This window comes from Streptomyces sp. NPDC059582, from assembly GCF_042735715.1.
GTDB lineage: Bacteria > Actinomycetota > Actinomycetes > Streptomycetales > Streptomycetaceae > Streptomyces.
In genome coordinates this window covers 1-24,573 of sequence record NZ_JBHWCC010000071.1, presented here as the reverse complement: position 1 = coordinate 24,573, position 24,573 = coordinate 1, and the positions used below count along the sequence as shown (strand labels likewise).

General features: G+C 72.2%; 22 protein-coding genes. 16 read left to right on the top strand and 6 right to left on the bottom strand.

All coding sequences use genetic code 11. The annotated features are described in order from the left end of the window. Positions 1-8: 8 nt before the first annotated feature. Together ACFV0T_RS37850 and ACFV0T_RS37845 are read left to right on the top strand one after the other, a co-directional pair. Positions 9-1,460, top strand: a complete 1,452-nt coding sequence (locus ACFV0T_RS37850; protein WP_385789419.1) for an aldehyde dehydrogenase family protein — start codon at positions 9-11, stop codon at positions 1,458-1,460. Next, positions 1,457-2,248, top strand: coding sequence for a 3-oxoacyl-ACP reductase (locus tag ACFV0T_RS37845; RefSeq protein ID WP_385789417.1), 792 nt, complete (start codon positions 1,457-1,459; stop codon positions 2,246-2,248). The genes ACFV0T_RS37850 and ACFV0T_RS37845 overlap by 4 nt, the downstream gene beginning before the upstream one ends. Positions 2,249-2,282: 34 nt before the next feature. On the opposite strand, the gene ACFV0T_RS37840 is transcribed toward ACFV0T_RS37845, so the two are convergent. Then, positions 2,283-3,485, bottom strand: coding sequence for an amino acid deaminase/aldolase (locus tag ACFV0T_RS37840; protein WP_385789415.1), 1,203 nt, complete (start codon positions 3,483-3,485; stop codon positions 2,283-2,285). Positions 3,486-5,045: 1,560 nt separating this feature from the next. Here ACFV0T_RS37840 and ACFV0T_RS37835 point away from each other — a divergent pair. Continuing rightward, positions 5,046-6,254, top strand: a complete 1,209-nt coding sequence (locus ACFV0T_RS37835; RefSeq protein ID WP_385789413.1) for a hypothetical protein — start codon at positions 5,046-5,048, stop codon at positions 6,252-6,254. After that, complete coding sequence (gene mycP, locus ACFV0T_RS37830; RefSeq protein ID WP_385789411.1) at positions 6,251-7,435, top strand: type VII secretion-associated serine protease mycosin; 1,185 nt, start codon at positions 6,251-6,253, stop codon at positions 7,433-7,435. The genes ACFV0T_RS37835 and mycP overlap by 4 nt, the downstream gene beginning before the upstream one ends. Positions 7,436-7,668: 233 nt before the next feature. Here the strand turns inward: mycP and ACFV0T_RS37825 are convergent, their stop codons facing one another. Beyond that, entirely contained in the window at positions 7,669-8,073 is a 405-nt protein-coding gene (locus ACFV0T_RS37825) for a VOC family protein (RefSeq protein ID WP_385789409.1), read from the bottom strand. Between the two features lie 126 nt (positions 8,074-8,199). After that, entirely contained in the window at positions 8,200-9,183 is a 984-nt protein-coding gene (locus ACFV0T_RS37820) for an aldo/keto reductase (protein ID WP_385789407.1), read from the bottom strand. Between the two features lie 120 nt (positions 9,184-9,303). Here ACFV0T_RS37820 and ACFV0T_RS37815 point away from each other — a divergent pair, with 120 nt between their 5' ends. Further along, complete coding sequence (locus ACFV0T_RS37815) at positions 9,304-9,882, top strand: TetR family transcriptional regulator (protein WP_385789405.1); 579 nt, start codon at positions 9,304-9,306, stop codon at positions 9,880-9,882. Between the two features lie 79 nt (positions 9,883-9,961). Here ACFV0T_RS37815 and ACFV0T_RS37810 read toward each other — a convergent pair whose 3' ends face one another. After that, positions 9,962-10,981, bottom strand: coding sequence for a serine hydrolase (locus ACFV0T_RS37810; RefSeq protein ID WP_385789403.1), 1,020 nt, complete (start codon positions 10,979-10,981; stop codon positions 9,962-9,964). A 149-nt stretch (positions 10,982-11,130) separates the two neighbouring features. On the opposite strand from ACFV0T_RS37810, the gene ACFV0T_RS37805 reads away from it, so the two are divergent. Continuing rightward, positions 11,131-11,862, top strand: coding sequence for an SseB family protein (locus ACFV0T_RS37805; protein WP_385789401.1), 732 nt, complete (start codon positions 11,131-11,133; stop codon positions 11,860-11,862). A gap of 182 nt (positions 11,863-12,044) precedes the next feature. Here ACFV0T_RS37805 and ACFV0T_RS37800 read toward each other — a convergent pair whose 3' ends face one another. Beyond that, the gene (locus tag ACFV0T_RS37800; RefSeq protein ID WP_385789400.1) at positions 12,045-12,422 is read right to left on the bottom strand and encodes a DUF1844 domain-containing protein; all 378 of its coding nucleotides are present in this window, start codon (positions 12,420-12,422) and stop codon (positions 12,045-12,047) included. Positions 12,423-12,781: 359 nt separating this feature from the next. Here ACFV0T_RS37800 and infC point away from each other — a divergent pair, with 359 nt between their 5' ends. From infC to ACFV0T_RS37750, 10 genes are all read left to right on the top strand, one after another. Beyond that, on the top strand, positions 12,782-13,519 hold the full coding sequence (gene infC, locus ACFV0T_RS37795; protein ID WP_385789398.1) for a translation initiation factor IF-3: 738 nt from the start codon (positions 12,782-12,784) through the stop codon (positions 13,517-13,519). Positions 13,520-13,625: 106 nt separating this feature from the next. After that, complete coding sequence (gene rpmI / locus ACFV0T_RS37790) at positions 13,626-13,820, top strand: 50S ribosomal protein L35 (RefSeq protein ID WP_003977225.1); 195 nt, start codon at positions 13,626-13,628, stop codon at positions 13,818-13,820. Between the two features lie 98 nt (positions 13,821-13,918). Beyond that, positions 13,919-14,302 carry a 50S ribosomal protein L20 gene (gene rplT / locus ACFV0T_RS37785; protein WP_162469411.1) on the top strand — a complete coding sequence of 128 codons (384 nt, stop codon included), beginning with the start codon at positions 13,919-13,921 and terminating at the stop codon, positions 14,300-14,302. Between the two features lie 289 nt (positions 14,303-14,591). Continuing rightward, entirely contained in the window at positions 14,592-15,452 is an 861-nt protein-coding gene (locus tag ACFV0T_RS37780) for a TrmH family RNA methyltransferase (RefSeq protein WP_385789396.1), read from the top strand. 51 nt (positions 15,453-15,503) lie between these two features. After that, the gene (locus ACFV0T_RS37775) at positions 15,504-16,649 is read left to right on the top strand and encodes an ATP-binding protein (protein WP_385789394.1); all 1,146 of its coding nucleotides are present in this window, start codon (positions 15,504-15,506) and stop codon (positions 16,647-16,649) included. A gap of 139 nt (positions 16,650-16,788) precedes the next feature. After that, positions 16,789-17,910 carry a phenylalanine--tRNA ligase subunit alpha gene (gene pheS / locus ACFV0T_RS37770; protein ID WP_385789392.1) on the top strand — a complete coding sequence of 374 codons (1,122 nt, stop codon included), beginning with the start codon at positions 16,789-16,791 and terminating at the stop codon, positions 17,908-17,910. Next, complete coding sequence (gene pheT / locus ACFV0T_RS37765; RefSeq protein WP_385789390.1) at positions 17,910-20,426, top strand: phenylalanine--tRNA ligase subunit beta; 2,517 nt, start codon at positions 17,910-17,912, stop codon at positions 20,424-20,426. The genes pheS and pheT overlap by 1 nt, the downstream gene beginning before the upstream one ends. A 342-nt stretch (positions 20,427-20,768) precedes the next feature. After that, positions 20,769-21,848, top strand: coding sequence for a PP2C family protein-serine/threonine phosphatase (locus ACFV0T_RS37760; RefSeq protein WP_385789443.1), 1,080 nt, complete (start codon positions 20,769-20,771; stop codon positions 21,846-21,848). Positions 21,849-22,126: 278 nt separating this feature from the next. Next, positions 22,127-23,467, top strand: coding sequence for a transcriptional regulator (locus ACFV0T_RS37755; RefSeq protein ID WP_385789388.1), 1,341 nt, complete (start codon positions 22,127-22,129; stop codon positions 23,465-23,467). A gap of 129 nt (positions 23,468-23,596) precedes the next feature. Beyond that, positions 23,597-24,142: an NUDIX hydrolase gene (locus ACFV0T_RS37750; protein WP_385789386.1), complete on the top strand. Its 546-nt coding sequence runs from the start codon at positions 23,597-23,599 to the stop codon at positions 24,140-24,142. Positions 24,143-24,183: 41 nt separating this feature from the next. Here the strand turns inward: ACFV0T_RS37750 and ACFV0T_RS37745 are convergent, their stop codons facing one another. After that, on the bottom strand, positions 24,184-24,441 hold the full coding sequence (locus ACFV0T_RS37745) for a hypothetical protein (protein ID WP_385789384.1): 258 nt from the start codon (positions 24,439-24,441) through the stop codon (positions 24,184-24,186). Between the last annotated feature and the right edge of the window lie 132 nt (positions 24,442-24,573).

Here is a 24,573-nt window from a genome sequence, read left to right as displayed (position 1 = left end):
GGCCCTTCTTGTCGCGCGAGCACGAACACGAGCAGTCGTACGCAGAGCCGTCCGGAGAGTCCTACGAGAAGTCGTACGGGCGGTCCTACGAGTCCGAGCTCCAGGTACTGAACCCCGCCACCGAGGAGGTCGTCGCGACCGTGCCGGCCGCCGGCGCGGCCGACGTGGACGCGGCCGTCGCACGCGCCGCCCGGGCACAGGTCCGCTGGGCGGCCCTCGCGCCGGGCGACCGCGCCCGGCTGCTGCGCCGGTTCGCCACCGTCGTCGACGAACACGTCGAGGAACTCGCGCAGTTGGAGGTCCGGGAGGCCGGCCACACCGTCGGCAACGCCCGCTGGGAGGCGGGCAACGTCCGGGACCTGCTCGACTACGCCGCCGGGGGAGTGGAGCGGCTGACGGGGCGCCAGATCCCGGTGGCCGGCGGCCTCGACGTGACGATCCTCGAACCGCTCGGCGTGGTGGGCGTGATCGCCCCCTGGAACTTCCCCCTGCCCATCGCGGCCTGGGGCACGGCTCCGGCGCTCGCGGCGGGCAACGCGGTGATCCTCAAGCCCGCCGAGACGACACCGCTGACGGCCCTGCGCCTCGCCGAACTCGCCCTGGACGCGGGACTGCCGGAGCACCTCCTCCAGGTGCTCCCCGGTCACGGGCCGGTCGCGGGCGACGCGCTCGTCGAGCACCCCGGCGTCGCGAAGATCGTCTTCACCGGGTCGACGACCGTGGGCCGCCAGGTGCTGGCGAAGGGCTCGGCCCTGCTCAAGCGCGTCACCCTCGAACTCGGCGGCAAGAGCCCGAACATCGTCTTCGCCGACGCGGACATCGAGGCCGCCGCCGCGGCGGCTCCCATGGCCTTCCTCGACAACTCCGGCCAGGACTGCTGCGCCCGCACCCGCATCCTCGTCCAGCGCTCGGTCCACGACCGCTTCCTCGAACTGCTCGCCCCGGCGATCGAGTCCGTCCTCGTCGGCGACCCGGCGGACGAGCGGACCCAGATGGGCCCGCTGATCTCCGACGTCCAGTTGCGGCGAGTGCGTTCGTACGTCGACACGGCCGCCCCCGGCATCCGCGGCAAGGCCCCCGAAGGCCCCGGCTTCTGGTTCCCGCCCACCGTCCTCACCGGCGTCGACCCCCGCGCGCGCGTGGCCGTCGAGGAGGTCTTCGGGCCGGTCGCCGTCGTCCTGCCCTTCGAGGACGAGGCGGAGGCCGTGGCCCTGGCCAACGCCACCGACTACGGCCTCTCCGGCTCCATCTGGACCCGGGACGTCGGCCGCGCCCTGCGCGTCTCGGGGGCCGTCCGGGCAGGCAACCTGTCGGTCAACTCCCACTCCAGCGTCCGCTACTGGACCCCCTTCGGCGGCTTCAAGCAGTCCGGCATCGGCCGCGAGCTCGGCCCCGACGCCCTCGCCGCCTTCACCGAAACCAAGAACGTCTTCATCAGCACGGAGGGCCCCGCACAGTGACCGCTCAGACCCCTGACATCGTCTGCCGCCGCCTGGTCGGCCGTACCGCCGTCATCACCGGAGCCGGCAGCGGCATCGGCCTCGCCACCGCGCGCCGGCTCGCCTCCGAGGGCGCCCACGTCGTCTGCGGTGACGTCGACGACGCCCGTGGGAAGGCCGCCGCCGAGGAGGTCGGCGGAATCTTCGTGAAGGTCGACGTCACCGACCCCGAGCAGGTCGAAGCCCTGTTCAAGACCGCCTACGACACCTACGGCAGCGTCGACATCGCCTTCAACAACGCGGGTATCTCCCCGCCCGACGACGACTCCATCCTGGAGACGGGCCTGGAGGCCTGGAAGCGCGTCCAGGAGGTCAACCTCACCTCCGTCTACCTGTGTTGCAAGGCCGCCATCCCCTACATGCGCCGCCAGGGCAAGGGCTCCATCATCAACACCGCGTCCTTCGTGGCCCGGATGGGCGCCGCCACGTCCCAGATCTCCTACACGGCCTCCAAGGGCGGCGTCCTCGCCATGTCCCGTGAACTGGGCGTGCAGTTCGCCCGCGAGGGCATCCGGGTCAACGCCCTGTGCCCCGGGCCGGTCAACACCCCGCTCCTGCGGGAGCTGTTCGCCAAGGACCCGGAGCGGGCCGCCCGCCGCCTGGTCCACATCCCGGTCGGGCGGTTCGCCGAGGCCGAGGAGATCGCCGCCGCCGTCGCCTTCCTGGCCAGCGACGACTCCTCGTTCGTGAACGCCAGCGACTTCCTGGTGGACGGCGGCATCTCGGGCGCGTACGTCACCCCGATGTAGCGCGACGGCGGAGCACGGCCCCGGCGTCCACGCCCTAGAGGAAGGTGTGGCCCTCACCGCGATACGTCGGGGCCGTCGCCGTCACCGCGTCCCCCTCGATCAGATGCAGTACGTCGAAACGCTCGCACAGCTCACCGGCCTTGGCGTGCCGGAACCACACCTTGTCACCGACGAGCAGATCGTCGGCGGGGGAGCCGAGCAGCGGGGTCTGTACCTCTCCGGCGCCCTCCTGGGGGTCGTAGCGCAGCCCCTCGGGCAGGTACGGCACCGGAACCCGGTCGGGCCCGGCGGCGCCCGAGGCGGGGTAGCCGCCGCCCAGGACGGTCACGATCCCGACGCCCGGCCTGCGCACCACCGGCTGGGCGAAGAGGGCGGCCGGACGCCCGCTGAAGGACGTGTAGTTGTCGAACAGCCTCGGTATGTACAACCCCGAGCCGGCCGCGATCTCGGTGACCGCGTCCTCGGCGGCGGTGTACTGCACGCTGCCGGTGCCGCCGCCGTTGACGTACTCCAGGTCGGGCACGACGGCCCGGACCGCCCGCACGACCTCGGCGCGCCGCTCGGCCAGCTCCCGGCGGGCGGTCGCCTGCATCAGGCGGATGGCGCGGGAGCGCAGCGGCCGTCCGGCGAGCGAGTCCCCGACCCCGGCGATATGACCCTCGTACGCCATGATCCCCACGACCTTGAACCCCGGCCGCCGGGCCACCGTGCGCGCCAGTTCGGCGACCTGCTCGGCGGTGTGCAGGGGCGAGCGCAGGGCCCCCACCCGCACCCGGCCGCCGAACAGCTTCAGCGCGGTGTCCAACTCCAGGCAGACGCGCACGACTTCGCCGCCGCCGGAGCGCGCGGCGTCGATCAGGTCGAGCTGCGCGGGGTCGTCGACCATCACGGTCACGGCCGCGGCGAGCTTCGGGTCGCCGGTCAGTTCGGCGAAGGCGGTGCGGTCGGCGGAGGGGTAGGCGAGCAGGACGTCGTCGAAACCGGAGCGGGCCAGCCAGAGCGACTCGGCGAGGGTGAAGGACATGATGCCCGCGAAACCGTCCTTCGCGAGGACGCGTTCGAGCAGGGCCCGGCAGCGGACGGACTTGCTGGCGACCCGGATCGGTTTGCCGCCGGCCCGGCGGACGAGATCCTCCGCGTTGGCGTCGAAGGCGTCCAGGTCCACGATCGCGAGGGGGGCGTCGAGATGGGCGGTGGCCCGGTCGTATCGGGCCCTGTCGGCGGCGCGCGCAGTCATGAACGAAGCCTGCCAGACAGGATTACCGCAGGGTAGGGGGACGTTCCGGGCAGATGCCCCGGCCTCGCGGACTGGTTCCCGTTCGCCCCTGAACAAGCCGTAGAGTGACGCGCACGCACGGAGGAACGACGCCGGTCGCAGGTCCGGGCCGGGATGACGATCCGTCCGTGCGGGTATGCGTGCCCGAGGCGAACCGATCCGTACCGGGTACCCCGGGGCGCGAGCGGGACGGCGGCCCGCGCACGGGAACGACGGCCCGGGTACGAGGAAACGGGGGGGTGCATGAGCACGGAAGCGCGTCGCGCCCCCATCCCCCCGCGCCCCACCACACCCCCACCCGCGGGCTCCTCCGACACCCCGGTGAGCGACACCACGTCCCCCGAACTTCCCTCCGGCCCGACACCAACCCCCCTCCCGTCGGCCCCGCCGAACGCCCCGTCGCCGGAGGTACCGGAGCGCCCCGGGGCCGCGAACACGGGCGGTGGCGGCGCGACGACCGGTACGGACCCTTCCGCGTCGGCTTCCCCGCAGGCGGGGTCGCGCTTTCCGAGCTTCCGGCCCGCCCCCTCCCGACTCGGCGACCCGGCGACTCCGCCCCCACCATCGGCCTCGGCCCGCTTTCCGGACACCCCGCCGGCGGGCTCGGCACGCCTTCCGGACGCCGCGCCCTCGGGCTCGGCCCGCCTTCCGGAGGCCCCGCCGGCGGGCTCGGCCCGTTTCTCCGAGGCCCCGCCGTCCGCCTCGGCCCGGTTCCCGGACGCTCCGTCGGCCACCGGTCACCCGACGCAGGGTGCCGGTCGTGACCCGCGTCGCGAACACCCCGGCAGCGGGGCAGGGTCGGGGGCGGAGGCGGGAGCCGGTGCTCCGGGCGGTGGGCCGGCGCGCCCGAGTCACTGGCCCATGCCGCAGCCGACGCGTTCCGGTGCGCCGTCCGAGACGTCCTCGGAGACGACCGTAGGCCTGCGCCGCCCGGTCCCCCCGGCATCACAGCCCGAGCCCGCCACCGACCGCGGCGCCACCCCCACGGCACCGACGGGCCGTCCCGGCGCCGCCGCCGTCCCGCCGCGTCCGGAGGGGCGCCCCGGTACCGTTCGGCCCGCGGAATCCTTCCGCCGCCCTGGGACCGGGGAGGTGCCGGCGCGTCCGGACAGCCGTCCCGGTCCTGCGCCCGCGGATGCCTTCAGCCGTCCTGGGGCGACCGGTGTGCCGCCCCGGCCGGTCAGTGGGCCCGGTGTGCCGTCGGGTGACGTTTTCAGCGGTTCCGCGTCCGGGGCGGTGCCGCCTCGCCCGGACAGTCGGCCTGGTCCCGCCTCCGCCGACGCCTTCCGGCGTCCTGGTTCCGAGGGCGTGCCGTTCCGGCCGGACAGTGGGCCCGGTGTGCCGTCGGGTGACGTTTTCAGCGGTTCCGCGTCCGGGGCGGTGCCGCCTTGCCCGGACAGTCGGCCCGGTGCGTCCTCCGACGACGTTTTCGGCGGCGGATTCGGGTCCGGGAGCCTGCCGGACCGACCGGACGACGGGCCCACCTCGGCCGATGTCTTCCGGCGGCCCGGCCCCGGAGGCGTGCCGCACCGCCCGGACAGCCGCCCCGACTCCACGTCCGCCGACGCCTTCCGGCGGCCGGGTTCCGCCGGCACGCCGTCGCAGGACGAGGGCGGCCCGGGCGACGTCCCGGCCGCGCGTTCCGGTGCGGGCACGGCGCCCCCGCGTTCCGGTCCGGGCACGGCGCCCCCGCGTTCCGGTCCGGGCACGGTGCCCCCGCGACCCGGCACCGTCCCGCCGGGTCGGACGGAGCGGGACGACGTCGGGGGCATACGTGATGCCTGGACGCCGGCCACCTCCCCCATACCGCCGTACGTACCGCCGCACACCCCCCACACCGGCGGCACCCCCGCGCCCCTCACCCCGGACCCGGCGCTCTCCTGGAGCGCCATGACGCCCGCCGCGGACCGGCCCGTCGTGACGTTCGGGGAGCCCGAGGGATACGACGAGCGGGCGCGGCCGCTCGCGATCGGCGCGCGGCTGCGGTCCCGTACCGGCGCCGTCACCGTCTGCATGGTGCTCGGGATCGGACTCATCGGCGGTGCCGCGACGGGCAGTTGGCTGACCGGCGGATCCGGGGAGGACGGGACCCGGGACTCCTTCACGGCCTCCGCCGAACTGTGGCACAGCATCCCCGTCGACCAGTTGTTCCCGCCCACCGTGGTGGGGACGGGGGCCGGCCCCGGCGGCGCCGACCGGACCTGGACCCGGATCGCCGTCGCCCCGGACACCGGCTGCCGGAACGCGTTCGACCCGCTGCTGCGCAAGGCTCTCGACCCCGTCGGGTGCCGGCGCCTGCTGCGCGCGACCTACACGGACGCGACCCGCAGCTACGTCACCACCGTCGGCCTGCTCTTCACCAAGGCCGACGCCGCGGCCATGACCGCCCTGGACACCCGGTTCCAGAAGGAGCGGCTCGACCGCCGCTCCGACCTCATGCCCCGCCCGTACGCCGCGAAGGACACGGTCGCCGCCGCCTTCGGCGACAAGCAGCGTGCCTCGTGGACCGTCTCCGTCCTCACGGACACCCCCGTCGTCGTCTTCGCCGTCTCCGGATGGGCAGACGGCCGTACCGTCGACGACCCCCAGCCCGCGGCCGACGCCACGCAGTCCGGCGCGACCACGGCCCCCGCCCAGGCCGGTCTCGGCAACGAGGCGCAGGGCCTCGCCGACCGCATCGAGCGCGCGTTCCGCAGGACCGCAGACACGGCCACGGAGGCGCCCTCGTGAACAGCCGTACGACACACCGCGCCGGGCTCGTGAGCTGTCTCCTCGCCGCGTCCCTCGCCCTGGTGCCGGCCGCCCCCGCGCACGCCGACGGCATCCGCGCCCAGCAGTGGGCCCTGGACGCGATGCACACCCAGCAGGTCTGGCAGACCACGAAGGGCCGGGGCATCACCGTCGCCGTCCTCGACACCGGCGTCGAGGCCGACCACCCCGACCTCGCCGGCAACGTCCTGACCGGCAAGGACATGGTCGGCTTCGGAGCCGGACCCGGCGACCGATCCTGGGCCCGGCACGGCACCGCGATGGCAGGGATCATCGCCGGCCACGGTCACGGCGTGGGCGACGGCGACGGCGTCATGGGCATCGCCCCCGAGGCCAAGATCCTCCCCGTCCGCGTCATCCTGGAGGACGGCGACCCCTCCCGGTCCAAGGCCCGCAGCACCCGGGGCAACGCCCTCGCCGAAGGCATCCGCTGGGCCGCCGACCACGGCGCCGACGTCATCAACCTCTCCCTGGGCGACGACTCCGCCTCAGCGCACCCGGAGCCCAGCGAGGACGAGGCCGTCCAATACGCCCTCAAGAAGGGCGCCGTGGTCGTCGCCTCGTCCGGCAACGGCGGCGAGAAGGGCGACCACATCTCCTACCCGGCCGCCTACCCCGGCGTCATCGCCGCGACCGCCGTCGACCGCTACGGCACCCGCGCCTCCTTCTCCACCCGCCGCTGGTACGCCACCGTCAGCGCCCCCGGCGTCGACGTCGTCATCGCCGACCCGGACCACAGGTACTACGAAGGGTGGGGCACGAGCGCGGCCTCCGCCTTCGTCTCCGGCGCGGTGGCCCTGGTCAAGGCGGCCCACCCGGGCCTGAGCCCGGCTCAGATCAAGAAGCTGCTGGAGGACACCGCCCGCAACGCCCCCAGCAAGGGCCGGGACGACTCGCGCGGCTTCGGCTTCATCGACCCGGCCGCCGCCATCAAGGCCGCCGGCCGCCTCGACCCGGAGGGTCTGCGCGCCGCGTCCTACGGCGCGAAGTACTTCGGCTCGGGGCCCGACACCGCCGAGGCGGACGACGACACGGCCGGGTGGGCGGGCCCGCTGGCGGGCGGTGTCGGCGCGGTGCTGGTGGTGGCCGCGGTCGTCATCCGGCGAGGCCGCCGCGATCCGTCGCACCAGGACGACTTCTAGGGCCAGGACCTGTCAGGCCGGCCAGGACAGGATCTGTGCTGCCCGCTGCTCTCCCGCGACTAGACCTGCCGCGCAGGCCCCGCGGTCGGCTGGACGGATCTCGGAGCGGACCACCGCCGCAACACGGGCAGACGTGACACAGAATCCTGATGCAACGCTGCCGCGCGTGACGCCGCCTTGAATCGGAGCGAGCCGGACCACCGCCCGACAACGCGGCCTGCGAAAAACCCAGATCAGTCCTTCGAGTGCTGCCACGCCTTGTACGTGAACTCAAGGCTGTACCCATCAGGGTCGAAGACGCCGGCCGCGTAGTACCCAGGAGCGTAGTAGGGACGGTCCGCGGGTGCGCCGTTGTCGGTCGCGCCCGCCGCCATGGCCGCCGCATACGCCGCGTCGACCGCCTCCTTCGACGGCGCGGTGAAGCCGACGTGCGCGGCACGTCCCTCACTGACCCCGTCGCGCAGCCAGAACACAAAAGCCGTGTCGGTACCGAACCCCTTGAGGTCGGGGTGCCCCTGCGGACCGGTCGAGCCGTCGAAGTCGATCACGTGGCTCATGCCCAGTGGCTTCAACGTCCGGTTGTAGAAGTCGACCGAGCGGTCCATGTCGCTCACCGTCAGGAAAACATGATCGATCACTGTACTCATCTCTTTCTGGAGACCGAGGACGCCACCGACGGAAGCGTCCAGGACTGGTTGGATCGTGCCGCAGCTCGGCCCGCGGGAGGCCGTGCCGCGGCAGGCCGCCGGCCGGCCTGCCCGTACTCAGCCGTTGAGAAGCTGCATCTGTTCGGGGGTGTAGCGGTCGCCGGAGACGATCCCGTGCGGGGCGACCGCGTCGATGGCGGCCAGTTCGTCCGCGGTGATGGTTACGGCGGCAGCGACGCTGTTCTCTTCCAGGTAGCGCCGGCGCTTGGTGCCGGGGATGGCGACCGCGCCCTGGTGCAGGACCCAGGCGAGGGCCAGCTGGGACGGCGTGACCTTCTTGGCGGCGGCCATCCGGCGGACCTCGTCGACCACGGCCAGGTTGCGGTTGAAGTTCTCGCCCTGGAAGCGGGGGTCGATGCGGCGGTAGTCGTCGGCGGCGAAGTCGTCCGGGCCGGTGATCGCGCCGGAGAGGAAGCCGCGCCCCAGCGGCGAGTAGGCGACCAGGCCGATCCCGAGCTCGTTCAGGGTGTCCATGACCCCGTTCTGCTCGATGCCGCGCTCGAAGAGCGAGTACTCGGTCTGGACCGCGGTCAGCGGGTGGACGCGGTGGGCGCGGCGGATGGTCTGCGGCGCGACCTCGGACAGGCCGATGTGGCGGACCTTGCCGGCGTCCACCAGCTCGCCCAGGGCGCCGACGGTGTCCTCGATCGGCACCTGCGGGTCGACCCGGTGCAGGTAGTAGAGATCGATGTAGTCGGTGTTCAGGTGGCGCAGGGAGCGGTCCAGGGCGCGGCGGATGTACTCGGGGCGCCCGTTGAGGCCGGTCACCGCACCGTCGTCGCCGATCTCGATTCCGGTCTTGGTGGCTATCACGGCCCGATCGCGGCGGCCGGTGAGCGCCTTGCCGAGGAGCTGCTCGTTGATGAAAGGGCCGTAGATCTCGGCCGTGTCGAACAGGGTCACGCCCAGTTCCAGGGCGCGGTCGATGGTGGCCAGCGATTCGGTCTCGTCGGTGCTGCCGTAGAAGGCGCTCATCCCCATGAGGCCGAGTCCCTGGGCGGAGACGGTGAGGCCCTGGCTTCCGAGCGGGCGGAGTTCCATCGTGATCTTCCTTGCGTCGAGGTCACCCAAGAGAAGGTAACCAACTGGATGGTTTCTATAGTGGAGCAGGCCTCCGGGGGGTGTCAAACCAACTGGATGGTTACTTGCTAGAGTGACGGCATGCCCCGAGATTCCGCCGCGACCAAGGCGCGCCTGCTGGACGCCGCCTTCGCCGAGTTCGCCGCGTACGGGCTGGCCGGCGCCCGGGTGGACCGCATCGCCGAGGCGGCCAACGCGAACAAGCAAAGGATCTACGCCTACTTCGGCAACAAGGAGCAACTGTTCGACGCCGTGATCGACCGGGTGCTCGCCGTGGGTGCGGAGACAGTGCCCTTCGACGCCGAGGACCTCCCCGGAGTCGCGGGACAGATCTTCGACAGCCTGGTCGCCCACCCCGACCTGATGCGGCTGCTCTCCTGGAAGCTGCTGGAGCGCCCCGGCGCCACCGACCAGGAGGCCGCCACCTACACCGCCAAGACCACAGCCGTGGCGGCGGCCCAGGAGCAGGGCCGAGTCGAGCCGGAGCTGGGCCCGGAGGACCTGGTGGCCTTCGTGCTGGCGCTGACCCAAGCCTGGTTCAGCCTCACAGGCGGCCTGAGCCCGGCCAGCGGAAGCGACCCGTGGTCCACGCGACGGTTGGCCCGGCACCGCGACGCCGTCGTCGACGCGGTACGGCGGATCACCACACCGCGCGGATAGAACAGGCCCGCCTTGCGACGCAACGCCTTGCGGCGCACCGCACCGGACGCCGCGGGCCCCGCCCTCCGGGCGGACGACGCTACTTTCGAAGCACGCCCTGGTCGGAGGCGCCGGCGGACGCCGAGGTGGCGGCCGACGCCCCGTCGCCGCCGGTGAACTCCGCGACCGCCGCCCGCGCAGCCGCCTCGACCAGCGAGATGCCCTTCGCCTGTGTCGTGTTGCCGTCGGACAGGACGACCACCAGGTAGTCGTGCCCGTCGGCCGTCACGCGCCCGATGCTGTTGATGTCCCACAGCCCGGTGGTGCTGCGCGCCAGCCAGCCGTTCTTCAGCGCCCACGCGGAGCCGTCGGCGGCGGCCGAGACGCCCCAGTGCTGGCCGACGGCGATCTGCGCCATCAGCCCTTGCACGTACGACCGCGAGGCCTCGCTCAGCCGCGAGTCGTCCCCGAAGACCTGCTGGAGGAGCGTCAGCTGGTCGGCGGCCGTGGTCCGGGTCAGTCCCCACAGCATGTCGTCGCCGCCCGCGGTGCCCGTGAGCCCGAACCGCTTGTTCGCCGCGTCCAGTCCGCCCGCCTTGCCGATGATCCGCCACAGCGCCGACGCGGAGTCGTTGTCGCTGTTCTCGATCATCGCGGTGGCGTACGTCTTCTCCGCGGCGGTGAGATGGCGGCCCGCGTCCTGCGCCTGGAGCAGCAGCGCCGCCAGGATGTCGACCTTGACGATGCTGGCCGTGTCGAAGGCGGCGTCCCCGTACGTGGCGCTCTGCCCGGAGCTCAGGTCCAGTACCGCCGCCGACACTCTCGCCCGGTCCGGCACGCTCACCGACGCCAGCGCGGCGGCCAGCAACCGGTCCCGGTCCACCGCCGGCTCCGACACCTGCTCCACCGATTCCTTCCCGGCCGCCGACGGCGAGGACGTGGCCGACGGGCTTCCCGACGACGATACGGCGCTGCCACCCGAGTGCGCCTGCGCCTTGACGTACACGGTGCCCGCGGCCGTACCGGCGACGACGACGGCCGTGGCGAGCGCCGCGTAGAGCGGGGTGCGGCGGCGCGACGGACGGGTGTGGCGGCGTCGGCGGGCTCTGGAGTCCTCCATCCCGCGATGCTCGGGGCGTCGTCTGTGCGGGCCGTTAGACGCAGGTAAGAGGTTCGTCAGGGAAAAATGAGAAACCCGTGAGTTCCGTGTCCGCCCGGTTTCAGGGGCCGCACAAGCGCAGCAGCTTCCCCCCTATAGGCTCGGTGACCGTGGCGAACAAGAACATTCCCGACCCCGGCTTCTCCGACGACGACGGCTCCGCCGACCCCCGGCTGAGCGCGGCGCTCGCCGCCTGGGCCGAGGACCGCACCGCTGTGGGACCCGTTCTTCAGGCTCTCAAGGGCGCCCGGCTGCTCGTCCCCGTCGTGGCCGTGCTCGGCGAGGTGGAGGAGGACGAGAACGGGCTGCGCCGCGAGAAGACCAGCGACATGGCCGTACCGACGCTGAAGGCGGGCGGGCGCACGGCGCTCCCGGCCTTCACGTCCACCGACGCGCTGGCCCGCTGGGACGCACAGGCCCGCCCCGTGGCCGTACCCCTGCACCAGGCACTCCAGGCCGCGGCGCACGAGAAGGCGGACACCATCGTGCTGGACCTGGCCGGTCCGGTCACCTACGAGCTGACGGCACCGGCGCTGCTGGCGCTCGCCGAGGGCCGTACCTCGACCGAGCCGCTCGCCGACCCGGCCGTCGTCGCCGCCGTGCGCGCCGCGGTGGCCGCGGAGCCCGCCGTGCTGCGCGCCCACCTCGGCCCCGGACAAGCCGACGGCACCCTCGCCCTCGTGCTGGACCCGGCCGTGCCCCCGGCCGAGACCGCCCGCGCTCTCGCCGGGCGGCTGGCCGCCGACGAGACACTGAGGGCCCGCCTGGTGCGCGGCCTCGACCTGGCACTGCTGCCGGCCGGGACGACACCACCGGGCGAGCCCCTGTACGTACGCGGATGAATCAGGGTGACGGTGAGGCGGACGGGTCCTGGTGCCGTGGCAGGCAACGTCGGCCCGTGAACGAGCGGCGTCCGGTGCGTGCCGGCCGGAAGTCCTCGCACTGGTCGTACGTGGGCTTTCGGCCGGTGCGGCGAGAGGGCGTGCCGGGCGTCGCGACGGGGCGGACGTCGCCTGCTGCGGCACTAGCCGTAGATCGCCCCGGTGTACTTCTCGCCGGGGCCCTGGCCGGGCTCGTCCGGGACGATCGACGCCTCGCGGAACGCCAGCTGGAGCGACTTCAGGCCGTCGCGCAGCGGTGCCGCGTGGAACGAGCTGATCTCGGTCGCACTCGCGTCCAGTAGACCGGCGAGGGCGTGCACCAGCTTGCGGGCCTCGTCCAGGTCCTTGTACTTGTCGCCCTCCTCGGTCAGACCGAGCTTCACGGCGGCGGCGCTCATCAGGTTGACGGCGACCGTCACGATCACCTCGACCGCGGGGACCTCGGCGATGTCGCGGGTCATGGCGTCGAAGTCGGTCGGGCCGGGGGTCTCGGGGGTGTCCGAGGGGGAGGTCTCACTCATGCCCCACACGATAGGTCCCGGGCGCGGTCCGGCCCCACTTGGCCTCAATTAGCCGTTCGAGCCCGTTGCTGCTAACCTTGCGTAACGACCGGTCGGATACGTATGCCCCTGGCAGACGGACCGACCTACAAGTGGAGGCTTCGAACTCCCACCCGACCACCCTCCGGGGCGGCGGGTCACCGGTCAGGCGGCGCCATCACCTGTGACGGCGGTCCGCCCGATAGTGCGCCCCGCGTTCACCGCGGCGGTGCTCCGGTAGTTCGAGGAGCCCCGCCTGTGATCGTCCGGGGCATTTTTTGTGCGTCGGCGCGGTTAGGTCCAAGGATTAGAGACGTTACGCGGCTGTCCGCCAGACCGCCGTGTGGTGCTACCGAGGAGGATCCATCAGCACCGAGCCCCGCATCAACGACCGGATTCGCGTTCCCGAGGTGCGACTTGTCGGTCCCAGTGGCGAGCAGGTGGGCATCGTCCCGCTGGCCAAGGCACTGGAGCTTGCGCAGGAGTACGACCTCGACCTGGTCGAGGTGGCGGCGAGCGCACGCCCGCCGGTCTGCAAGCTCATGGACTACGGCAAGTTCAAGTACGAGTCGGCCATGAAGGCACGTGAGGCGCGCAAGAACCAGGCGCACACGGTCATCAAGGAAATGAAGCTCCGGCCGAAGATCGACCCGCACGACTATGACACCAAGAAGGGTCACGTCGTACGGTTCCTCAAGCAGGGCGACAAGGTCAAGATCACGATCATGTTCCGTGGCCGCGAGCAGTCCCGCCCCGAGCTGGGCTACCGACTGCTCCAGCGTCTCGCGGAGGACGTCCAGGACCTCGGCTTCGTGGAGTCGAATCCGAAGCAGGACGGCCGAAACATGATCATGGTTCTCGGTCCGCACAAGAAGAAGACCGAGGCGATGGCCGAGGCCCGGCAGGCGCAGGAAGCCCGCAAGGCGGAAGCGAAGGCCAACCCCGGTCGCTCGCAGAACGCTGCGGACATCGACTACGACGCCGACGCCGAGGTCGAGACGGACGAGGTCGAGACCGACGAGGTCGAGGCCGGCGAGGTCAAGGCCGAGGCACCCGCCGAGGAGCACGCCGAGGCGTGATCCCCGGGACGCGAGTCCCAGGATGTAACCGATACAAGCGACGCTCCACCGTGCCCGGTTTAACGACCGGGCACCGGAGCGCCACCGACGAGGAGAGAACGGCGCTATGCCGAAGAACAAGTCGCACAGCGGTGCCAGCAAGCGCTTCAAGATCACCGGCTCCGGCAAGGTGCTCCGTGAGCGCGCCGGCAAGCGCCACCTGCTCGAGCACAAGTCGTCCCGTGTGACGCGTCGCCTCACCGGCAACGCCGAGATGGCCCCGGGCGACGCCGCGAAGATCAAGAAGCTTCTCGGCAAGTGACGTACGGGCGCCGCTGAGCGCCGTACGTCTGGACCGGGACCCAATCGATTCCGGGCCGTGTGACGACAACCACGGCCCCGCTACAAGGAGTTAAACAAGTGGCACGCGTCAAGCGGGCAGTCAACGCCCACAAGAAGCGCCGGGCGATCCTCGAGGCGGCCTCCGGCTACCGCGGTCAGCGTTCGCGCCTGTACCGCAAGGCCAAGGAGCAGGTCACCCACTCGCTGGTCTACAACTACAACGACCGCAAGAAGCGCAAGGGTGACTTCCGCCAGCTGTGGATCCAGCGCATCAACGCTGCGGCCCGCCAGAACGGCATGACGTACAACCGCCTCATCCAGGGTCTGAAGGCCGCGAACGTCGAGGTCGACCGCAAGATCCTGGCCGAGCTGGCCGTCAACGACGCCGGTGCGTTCGCCGCGCTCGTCGAGGTCGCCCAGAAGGCGCTGCCGGCGGACGTGAACGCGCCGAAGGCTGCGTGACGCCGTACTGGCTTGAGCCGGACGTGACGTGATCGGACCCGCAGGCTGAGGAAGCCTGCGGGTCCGATCGTGTCTGCACGGCTGCGTCCGTCCGTACGACGATGCCCGTACGACACGACGGTGTCCCGTACGACGATGCCCGTACGACACGACGGTGTCCGTACGAGTCTGTCCGTGCGACTGCGTCCGTGCGGCCGTGTCCGTGCGGCCGTGTCTGTGCGGTGGTCCGCCTTGCGGAGTCCGTCCCGCGGAGCGAACAAGAACCCCTGAACTCCCGAAGGTGAACCCCATGCCTGCCGCCGCCCCCGAGCTGATCTCCCCCCGCTCCCCCCGCGTCCTGGCCGCGCGGCGGCTCGCCAAGCGGAACTTCCGGGGGAAGGAGCGGCTGTTCCTCGCCGAGGGACCGCAGGCCGTCCGGGAGGCCGCGGGGCACCGGACCGACGGCCCGCCCACCCTCGTGGAGCTGTTCGCCACCGTCGAGGCCGCCGAGCGGTACGCCGACATCGTGGCGCTGGCCCGCGCCGTCGGCGCCCGGCTGCACCTCGCCGACGAGCAGGTCATCGAGGACATCTCGACGACCGTCACCCCGCAGGGCCTGGTCGGGATCTGCCGTTTCCTCGACACGCCCTTCGCGGAGATCCTCGACGCCCGCCCCCGGCTCGTCGCCGTCCTCGCCAACGTCCGTGACCCCGGCAACGCCGGGACCGTGCTGCGCTGCGCCGACGCCGCCGGCGCGGAGGCGGTCGTCCTGACCGACGCCTCCGTCGACCTGTACAACCCCAAGGCCGTACGCGCCTCCGTGGGCTCCCTCTTCCACCTCCCGGTCGCGGTCGGTGTCCCCGTCGAGCAGGCCGTGGCAGGGCTCAAGGCCGCCGGCGTCCGCATTCTCGCCGCCGACGGCGCCGGTACCGCCGACCTCGACGACGAACTCGACCAGGGCACCATGGGCGGCCCCACCGCATGGGTGTTCGGGAACGAGGCCTGGGGGCTCCCGGAGGAGACCCGCGCGCTCGCGGACGCCGTGGTGCGCGTCCCGATCCACGGAAAGGCCGAGAGTCTGAACCTCGCCACCGCGGCCGCCGTATGTCTCTACGCGTCGGCCCGTGCACAGCGCGCCTCCGGAGGGTGCCGCTCCGTCACCGAGAGCTAGTAGGGTGACCAGTTCGGGGGCCCACTGCCGTCTGAGAGGTGGGGTACGGGGATGAGTGTCGGCACGAGCAGCGCACCGGGAGCGAGGCGGGCGCGGCACACACCCGCGCCGTGTCACGGTGACCTCGCCGAGCTCGGCATCGATCCCGACGAACTGCCCGACGGCCTCGTCATCGCCGACGAGCACGGACTCGTCGTCTGCTTCAACGCCGCCGCCCGGCGCATCACCGCCACCGCCGCCGCGGACGCCCTCGGCCGGCGGCTGGAGAAGGCGCTGCCGTTAGAGGACCTGGAGGGCCGGCGCTGGTGGCAGGTGACCGACCCGTACGGCGGGCTGTCCATCCGGGTCGGCCAGCCCGAGCGCAACCTGCTGCTGCCCGGCGGCCGGGAGGTGCTCGTGTCCGCGCGGTACGTCCGCTCCGAGCCCACCGGGCCCGTCCGCCGCGTCGTCGTCACCCTGCGTGACACCGAGGCCCGCCGTCGCACCGAGCGCAGCCACGCCGAACTCATCGCGACCGTCGCCCACGAGCTGCGCTCCCCGCTGACGTCCGTCAAGGGCTTCACCGCCACCCTGCTCGCCAAGTGGGAGCGGTTCACCGACGACCAGAAGCGGCTGATGCTGGAGACCGTCGACGCCGACGCCGACCGGGTCACCCGGCTCATCGCCGAACTGCTGGACATCTCGCGCATCGACTCCGGGCGTCTGGAGCTGCGCCGCCAGCCCGTCGACATCGGCGCGGCCGTGGGACGGCACATCCAGGCGTACGTCGCCGCGGGCCAGCCCGCCGACCGCTTCCTGCTGCGCGTCGAGCAGCCGCTGCCCGCCCTGTGGGCCGACCCCGACAAGGTCGACCAGGTGCTGAGCAACCTGCTGGAAAATGCCGTGCGGCACGGCGAGGGAACCGTCACGATTGACATCACGCCCTCGGCGTCCCCCCGCGAAGGGGAGACCGAGGAGATCACGGCCACGTCGGTCACGGTGAGCGACGAGGGTCCCGGCATTCCGGAGGAGTCCATGAACCGCGTCTTCACCCGCTTCTGGCGGGGCAGCAAGCGCGGTGGCACGGGCCTGGGGCTGTACATCGTCAAGGGCATCGTCGAGGTCCACGGCGGCCTCATCACAGTCGGCCGCGCCCCCGGCGGCGGCGCGCAGTTCCGATTTACGTTGCCCGTGGGGGCCCCGGCCTACCTGGCCTGAGCAGCCCGCGGGCGCATTCGTCAGTCCTCACCCCGTTAGACTCGGCCTTTGGCACCTTTGTGTCCCGAAGTCGGCGACGATTTGTCATCGGATGGGTGACGGGGACCTCACAGCCAGCCAACCGGAAGCACGGGAAGAGATGTCGGCACCGAATAAGTCGTACGACCCTGTAGAGGTCGAGGCGTTGAAACCGGAAGAGATCGAGCGCATGCGGGACGAGGCGCTCGCCGCCTTCGCCGCCGCGGACTCCCTCGACGCGCTCCAGGAGGCCAAGGTCGCCCACACCGGCGGCGCCTCGCCGTTGGCCCTGGCCAACCGCGAGATCGGCGCCCTGCCCCCGCACGCCAAGGCGGCCGCGGGCAAGCTGGTCGGCCAGGCCCGCGGCGCCGTGAGCAAGGGCCTGGGCGTCCGCCAGAGCGAGCTGGAGGCCGAGCGGGACACCCGGGTGCTGGTCGAGGAGGCCGTGGACGTCACGCTGCCCTACGACCGCGTACCGGCCGGCGCCCGCCACCCGCTGACCACGCTCTCGGAGCGCATCGAGGACGTCTTCGTGGCCATGGGCTACGAGGTCGCCGAGGGCCCGCAGGTCGAGGCGGAGTGGTTCAACTTCGACGCCCTCAACATCGGCCCGGACCACCCGGCCCGCGGCGAGGCCGACACGTTCTTCGTGCAGGGCCCCGAGGGCGGCACCGAGTCCGGCGTCGTGCTGCGCACGCACACCTCGCCCGTGCAGATCCGCTCGCTCCTCCAGCGTGAGCTGCCGCTCTACGTGATCTGCCCCGGCCGGGTGTACCGCACGGACGAGCTGGACGCGACGCACACCCCGGTCTTCCACCAGGTCGAGCTGCTCGCCGTCGACGAGGGCCTGACCATGGCCGACCTCAAGGGCACCCTGGACCACATGGTCCAGTCGCTGTTCGGGGCCGGCATGAAGACCCGGCTGCGGCCGAACTTCTTCCCCTTCACCGAGCCGTCCGCCGAGATGGACATGGTGTGCTACGTCTGCCGCGGCGAGTCCGTCGGCAACCCCGACCGCCCCTGCCGCACCTGCTCGTCCGAGGGCTGGATCGAGCTCGGCGGCTGCGGCATGGTCAACCCCAAGGTGCTGACCGCCTGCGGAGTCGACCCGGAGAAGTACAGCGGCTTCGCCTTCGGGTTCGGCATCGAGCGGATGCTGATGTTCCGCCACAACGTCGAAGACATGCGAGACATGGTCGAGGGTGACGTCCGGTTCACCCGGCCGTTCGGGATGGAGATCTGATGCGGGTCCCGCTTTCTTGGCTGCGGGAGTACGTCGACCTGCCGGCGACCGAAACCGGGCGTGACGTCCAGGAGAAGCTCGTGGCGGCCGGCCTGGAGGTCGAGACCGTCGAGCACCTCGGTGCCGACCTCAAGGGCCCGCTCGTCGTGGGCCAGGTCCTGACCATCGAGGAGCTGGAGGGCTTCAAGAAGCCGATCCGCTTCTGCACGGTCGACGTCGGCCAGGCCAACGGCACCGGCGAGCCCCAGGAGATCGTCTGCGGCGCCCGCAACTTCGCCGTCGGCGACAAGGTCGTCGTGGTGCTCCCCGGCGCCGTCCTGCCCGGCAACTTCGCGATCGCCGCGCGCACGACGTACGGCCGGACGTCCCACGGCATGATCTGCTCCGGCGACGAGCTGGGCATGGGCGACGACGGCAGCCACGGCATCATCGTGCTGCCGCCGGTGACCGAGGTCGGCAAGGACGCCGTCGAGCTGCTCGAACTGGTCGACGAGGTCCTCGACATCGCCGTCACCGCCAACCGCGGCGACTGCCTGTCGATCCGCGGTGTCGCCCGCGAGACCGCCATCGCCTACGGTCTGCCGCTGCGCGACCCGGCGCTGCTCGACGTGCCGGGCCCCAACGCCTTCGGCTACCCGGTCCAGGTCTCCGACCCGCTCGGCTGCGACCGCTTCACGGCCCGCACGGTCACCGGCCTCGAACCGGAGGCACGCTCCCCGCTCTGGCTCCAGCGCCGGCTCCAGAAGGTCGGCATGCGCCCGATCTCGCTCGCCGTCGACGTCACCAACTACGTGATGATGGAGCTCGGCCAGCCCCTGCACGCCTACGACCGCAACCTGGTCCAGGGCACCATCGGCGTACGCCGGGCCGAGGCGGGCGAGAAGCTCGTCACCCTCGACGGTGTCACGCGCACCCTCGAGGCCGAGGACCTGGTGATCACCGACGAGCGCGGCCCGATCGGTCTCGCCGGCGTCATGGGCGGCGCCAACACGGAGATCGCCGACCACCAGGACGTCGAGAACGCCAGCACCGCGGTCGTCATCGAGGCCGCGCACTTCGACGCGGTGTCGATCGCGCGCACGGCCCGGCGGCACAAGCTGTCCTCGGAGGCGTCCAGGCGCTTCGAGCGGGGCGTCGACCCGCAGGCCGCGTCCGCCGCGGCCCAGCGCACGGTGGACCTGCTGGTGCTGCTGGCCGGTGGTACGGCCGACGCGGGCGTCACCGAGGTCATCACCCCGTCCGCACCGCACACCATCACCGTCCCGGCCGGCCACCCGGACAAGGTCGCGGGCGTGGACTACGGCCGAGAGACCGTCGTACGCCGTCTCCAGCAGATCGGCTGCGACGTCTACGGCCAGGACGAGCTCCTCGTCACCGTGCCCTCGTGGCGGCCCGACCTCGTCGAGCCGAACGACCTGGCCGAAGAGGTCATCCGCCTGGAGGGCTATGAGAACCTGCCCTCCACGCTGCCCAAGCTCCCCTCGGGCCGTGGCCTGACCCACCGCCAGCGGCTGCACCGCCGGGTCGGACGGGCGCTGGCCGGAGCGGGCTACGTCGAGGCGCCGAACTACCCGTTCGTCGGCGAGCAGGTCTTCGACCAGCTCGGCCTCGACGCGGACGACCCGGCCCGCCGCGTCGTGAAGCTGACCAACCCGCTCAACGACGAGGAGCCCGCGCTCCGTACGTCGCTGCTGCCGGGTCTGCTCGGCGCGCTGCGCCGCAACGACGGCCGGGGCTCGCACGACCTGGCGCTGTTCGAGACCGGGCTGGTCTTCCACCCGCGCGAGGAGCAGCGGGTCGCCATCGCGCTGCCCGTGGACCGGCGTCCCACCGACGAGGAGATCGCGACGCTCGACGCGGCGCTGCCCGAGCAGCCGCGCCATGTCGCCGTCGTCCTCGCGGGCGCCCGTGAGCAGGCCGGCTGGTGGGGCAAGGGCCGCCCGGCCGACTGGGCCGACGCGGTCGAGGCCGCCCGGACCGTCGCGCGGGAGGCCGGTGCCGAACTGGTCGTGCGGGGCGGCAAGTACGGCCCCTGGCACCCGGGCCGCTGCGCGGAGCTGGCGGTCGTCACCGCCGACGGCACGGAGCAGATCATCGGCCACGCCGGCGAGCTGCACCCGCGGGTCGTCAAGGCACTGGGCCTGCCCGCCCGCACCAGCGCGGCGGAGCTGAACCTGGACGCCCTGGAGGCGGTCGGCGACGACACCCCGCAGGCGCCCGGCATCTCCACCTTCCCGGTCGCCACCCAGGACGTCGCGCTGGTCGTCGACAAGTCGGTGGCGCACGCGGACGTCGAGGCGGCGCTGCGCGACGGCGCCGGTGAACTGCTGGAGGCCATCCGGCTGTTCGACGTCTACGAGAACGACGAGCAGCTCGGTGAGGGCAAGAAGTCCCTCGCGTACGCGCTGCGCTTCCGCTCGGGGGACCGGACCCTGACGGTCGACGAGGCGTCGGCGGCTCGGGACGCGGCGGTGGCGCTGGCCGCTGAGCGTACGGGTGCGGTGCTGCGGAGTTAGTTCCGGGCGGGGGACTGTGCGTGGTGCGTCGGCCGCGGGTTGGCCGGTGGCTGGTCGCGCAGTTCCCCGCGCCCCTTTGGGGTGTGGTGTGTTGTGTGTCGGCCGCGGGTTGGCCGGTGGCTGATCGCGCAGTTCCTCGCGCCCCTTTGGGGTGTTGTGTGTTGGCCGCGGGGGGTTCGTGGCTGGTCGCGCCGTTTCTCGCGTCCCTTTGGGGTGTCTCACTCGATCGGGTGAGATCCGCTGGTGGCCTGGTGTGGTGGGGCGTGCGGTCGACAGAATCGGACCGGCCTTTCGGGGCCGGGTCGGTCTGCGCTGTCAGGGCCTAGATGGGGGGCCATGGACATGTTCCGCATCAGGCTGCCGCTGCGCCGGGCCTTCGCTCTGGGGTTGCCCACGGTGTGGGGCGCGACGGCGATCACCTACAAGCTCGCCTGCCCGCTGGCCCAGCAGAGCGGCTTCGGCGCGCGGGTCGTCAGCAGCGCGGTGTTCTTCGTGGTCGGCACCGGGCTGGTGCTGCACCTCCGGGGCACACTGCTGCGTGAGCTGAGTCAGGCCCGCCGGGTCGCGGGCGCCGCCCAGAGCGTGCTGCTGCGGCCGTTGCCCCCACGGATCGCCGGACTGGGTGTCGCCGCCGCCCAGCTCTCCGCGGAACGCGGTGCCTCGGTCGGCGGCGACCTCTACGAGGCCATCGCCACCGAGCACGGCGTGCGGGTGGTGATGGGCGACGTGCGCGGGCACGGGCTCGAGGCGATCGCCACCGTCGCCGCCGTCCTCGGCAGTTTCCGCGAGGCCGCGCACGACGAGCCCGAACTCGGCGGCGTACTGCACCGCCTGGAGCGCGCGCTCGCCCGGCACCTGCGCGATCGCGCCCGCGCCGAGCACCCCTCGGCCGGTCCGCCGCCGGACACCCCGGTCGCCGAGGAGTTCGTCACCGTCCTGCTCCTGGAGATCGGCCGCGACGGGGAGGTCCACGCCCTCAACTGCGGCCACCCGTGGCCCTATCTGCTCAGCGGTGCCCGCGTCGAGCCCCTGGCCCGGACGGACCCCCTCCCACCCCTGGGACCGTTCCCGCTCCCGGGCGAACTGCCCGCGGTACGCGTGGGACTTCTCCTGCCGGGCGAGTACCTGGTCCTGCACACGGACGGGGCGGAGGACGTGCGGGACTCCCACGGCCGGTTCTTCCCGCTGCGCACGACGCTCGCCGAAGCCGTTCGCGGTCACCAGGTCACCCCCCACTCCATCCTGCGTACGGTCTTCACCGCACTCCACCGCCACACGGGCGGCCGTCCGACCGACGACGTGGCCCTGCTCGTCCTGCGCAACGAACGACTACGCGAGCGCGCCCCCGCAGGGCGGCCTCCAGGGGCGCGGGGTACCGCGCCGCCGGCCGCCACGAACCCGCAGCCGACGAACCAGCTGTAGCGACCGTCACCGAGACAGCCCAGCCGGCGCGGCGCCCCGTCGCCGTCCGCCCGGCCGCGGAGTGTCGGGCAGGCAGCCGGGCGGACGGCGCGGTAGCGGGCCGCCGCACTGTATGAGGGGGAGCCGGCGGCCCGGCCGGCCTCTTGCGAGGCATTTCAGTCAACCGGCACAGAACTCTCCGCAACAGCGCGCGCACAGCACGGATTCGCGTACTCCGTTCACACCCCGTGTGAAGCGGGACCCACTACCCTGACGGCACCGAGGCACCGGGGGCACCCATGCAGCCCAACACTCTGCTCGACGCGATCCTCGACGAGGCGGGTATCTCGCACGCCGGGCTGGCCGCGCATGTCAACCAGGCGGGGCGTTCCCGCGGGCTGGCGCTCCGGTACGAACACACGGCTGTGGCACGGTGGTTGAAGGGCCAGCGGCCGCGCGGTCAGGTGCCCGACCTGATCTGCGAGGTGCTGGCCGGCCGGCTGCACCGCCCGGTCACGCTCGACGACATCGGCCTCGGTGTCCCGGGCGAGCCGTCGGCCCCGCACGGCACCTCGCTGTCCGGCTTCGTCGAGCGGGCCACCGCCCTGTGGCGCTCCGACGAACAGCAGCGCCCGCACGTCCTCGGCGCCCCCGCCGTCACCGGCACGCCCGCCGTGATGCCCGTGTGGGAGTGGGAGAACCCGCCCGAGGACGTGGATGTCTCCCGCGGCGGCCGGCACCGGGTCACCTCGGCCGACATCGAGATGCTGCGTGCCGCCCGCACCCACTACGAGCAGATGTACCGCAAGGCCGGCGGGGTCGCGACCCGCAGCCGTATCGTCGGCTTCCTCAACGCCGAGGCGGCCCCGCTGCTGCGCGGCAGCTACACCGACGCCACCGGCCGTCAACTCCACCGGGCCACCGGGGGGTTGGTGGCCGTCGCCGGCATCTGCGCGTACGACTCCGACGCCCACGGCCTGGCCCAGCGCTACTTCCACCAGGCCCTCAGGCTCGCGAAGGCCAGCGGGGACCGGGGACTCGGCGCCTACGTCATCGCGCTGCTGGTCAACCAGTCGCTGTTCATGCGGGAGTACCGTCAGGCCGTCGCCTTCGCCGAGGCGGCGCTGCGCGCCGCCGGACGGCACATCACCCCCGCACTCGCCTCGGATCTGTACGCGATGCAGGCCAAGGCGTACGCACACCTGGGCGACGGTACGAGCGCCCTGTCCTGCATCCGGCGGGCCGAGACGACCGCCGAACGCATCCGGCGTGGACGCGAACCCGACGAAACCGGCTATGTCCAGCCGGGTCTCGTCAACGTCCAGGTGGCGGAGGCTCTGCTCAGCCTCGGTGAGCTGGCGGCCGCCCGGGAACACGCGGCGGCCGCCGTGGACAACCCCGCCCACGACCGCGGCCGGGTGCACCGGCTCGCGATGCTCAGCACGATCGAACTTCGCCAGGGCAACGCCGACAAGGCGGTGGCCACGGCGGTGCAGATGGCCGAGGCGGCCCGCGGGATGGAGTCCCAGCGCCTGCGCGACAGACTTCGCGCGGTACGCGAGCACCTGGTGCGCAGCGGCGTGGCCGGCACGGCCGAGGCCGCCGAACTCATCGACGGCGCACTGCGCGTACCGCTGTAGATTCCGCCGATTTTCCACGGGTACGGGACAACTGCGCCTCCGCTGCGCCGGAAGCGGCCCGCTGTGCGCCTGCTGTCAGACCGCTCCTGCTGCGATATTGCCACTTACTCGGCGGAAGGTGGCAGAACCGTGCAGTGGACGAAACAGAACGAACAAACTGTGTATGAAAACCGCTGGTTCAGCGTCAATCTTGCAGATGTCGAGTTGCCGGACGGCCGGCATCTCGACCACTTCCTCATCAGGCTGCGGCCCGTCGCCGTGGCCACGGTGGTGAACGAGGCCAACGAGGTCCTCCTTCTGTGGCGCCACCGTTTCATCACGGACAGCTGGGGGTGGGAACTCGCGGCGGGCGTCGTCGAGGACGGCGAGGACATCGCCCACGCGGCCGCCAGGGAACTGGAGGAGGAGACCGGCTGGCGGCCGGGGCCTCTGCGCCACCTCATGAGCGTGGAGCCGTCCAACGGCCTCACCGACGCCCGGCACCACATCTTCTGGGCCGACGAGGGGGAGTACATCGGACACCCCGTGGACGACTTCGAGTCGGACCGCCGGGAATGGGTCCCCCTCAAGCTCGTTCCCGACATGGTCGCCCGGGGTGAGGTCCCGGCCGCCAACATGGCGGCCGCGTTACTGCTCCTGCACCATCTCAGGCTCGGGCAGGACACCTTGCCCTGACTCCCCCCACGGCGTCCCTAGTGCCGTTGCCTGTTGCGGCACTAGTGTCCGAGGGCCTGCCAGACCGTCACGACGAGTGCTCCCACGGCCGTGACGGCCGCGATCGAGGGCAGGGGCCAGCGCGTGTGTTCCAGCGAGCCGAGCCGGGTGTTCAGTTCGTCGAGCTCCTTGGCGGTCTCTTCGGTGCGATGGGTGAGCAGAGCCAGTCCGCCCTCGACGCGGGCGTACGCCACGTCGAGGCGGCGCCGTAACTCTGCGAGTTCTCCATGGACGGCGGGATGCTCGGGATCGGCGGTCACGTGTCCGCTCCTTTCCGTAGTCGTCTCACATCCCTTGCATGTGCATGAAGAGTCAACTCGCCTGGTGGGCGCATGGGGAGAGTGTGCGAGAGGCATATGCGTGCCCGACGTGCACACGGCGTGTGAATGCCG

Excerpts from the sequence above, each read along its gene's own strand:
- ACFV0T_RS37840 (WP_385789415.1), bottom strand. The coding sequence starts at position 3,485 with ATGACTGCGCGCGCCGCCGACAGGGCCCGATACGACCGGGCCACCGCC.
- ACFV0T_RS37820 (WP_385789407.1), bottom strand. The coding sequence starts at position 9,183 with ATGGAACTCCGCCCGCTCGGAAGCCAGGGCCTCACCGTCTCCGCCCAG.
- ACFV0T_RS37815 (WP_385789405.1), top strand. The coding sequence starts at position 9,304 with ATGCCCCGAGATTCCGCCGCGACCAAGGCGCGCCTGCTGGACGCCGCC.
- ACFV0T_RS37810 (WP_385789403.1), bottom strand. The coding sequence starts at position 10,981 with ATGGAGGACTCCAGAGCCCGCCGACGCCGCCACACCCGTCCGTCGCGC.
- ACFV0T_RS37800 (WP_385789400.1), bottom strand. The coding sequence starts at position 12,422 with ATGAGTGAGACCTCCCCCTCGGACACCCCCGAGACCCCCGGCCCGACC.
- rpmI (WP_003977225.1), top strand. The coding sequence starts at position 13,626 with ATGCCGAAGAACAAGTCGCACAGCGGTGCCAGCAAGCGCTTCAAGATC.
- ACFV0T_RS37780 (WP_385789396.1), top strand. The coding sequence starts at position 14,592 with ATGCCTGCCGCCGCCCCCGAGCTGATCTCCCCCCGCTCCCCCCGCGTC.
- ACFV0T_RS37775 (WP_385789394.1), top strand. The coding sequence starts at position 15,504 with ATGAGTGTCGGCACGAGCAGCGCACCGGGAGCGAGGCGGGCGCGGCAC.
- pheS (WP_385789392.1), top strand. The coding sequence starts at position 16,789 with ATGTCGGCACCGAATAAGTCGTACGACCCTGTAGAGGTCGAGGCGTTG.
- pheT (WP_385789390.1), top strand. The coding sequence starts at position 17,910 with ATGCGGGTCCCGCTTTCTTGGCTGCGGGAGTACGTCGACCTGCCGGCG.
- ACFV0T_RS37760 (WP_385789443.1), top strand. The coding sequence starts at position 20,769 with ATGTTCCGCATCAGGCTGCCGCTGCGCCGGGCCTTCGCTCTGGGGTTG.
- ACFV0T_RS37755 (WP_385789388.1), top strand. The coding sequence starts at position 22,127 with ATGCAGCCCAACACTCTGCTCGACGCGATCCTCGACGAGGCGGGTATC.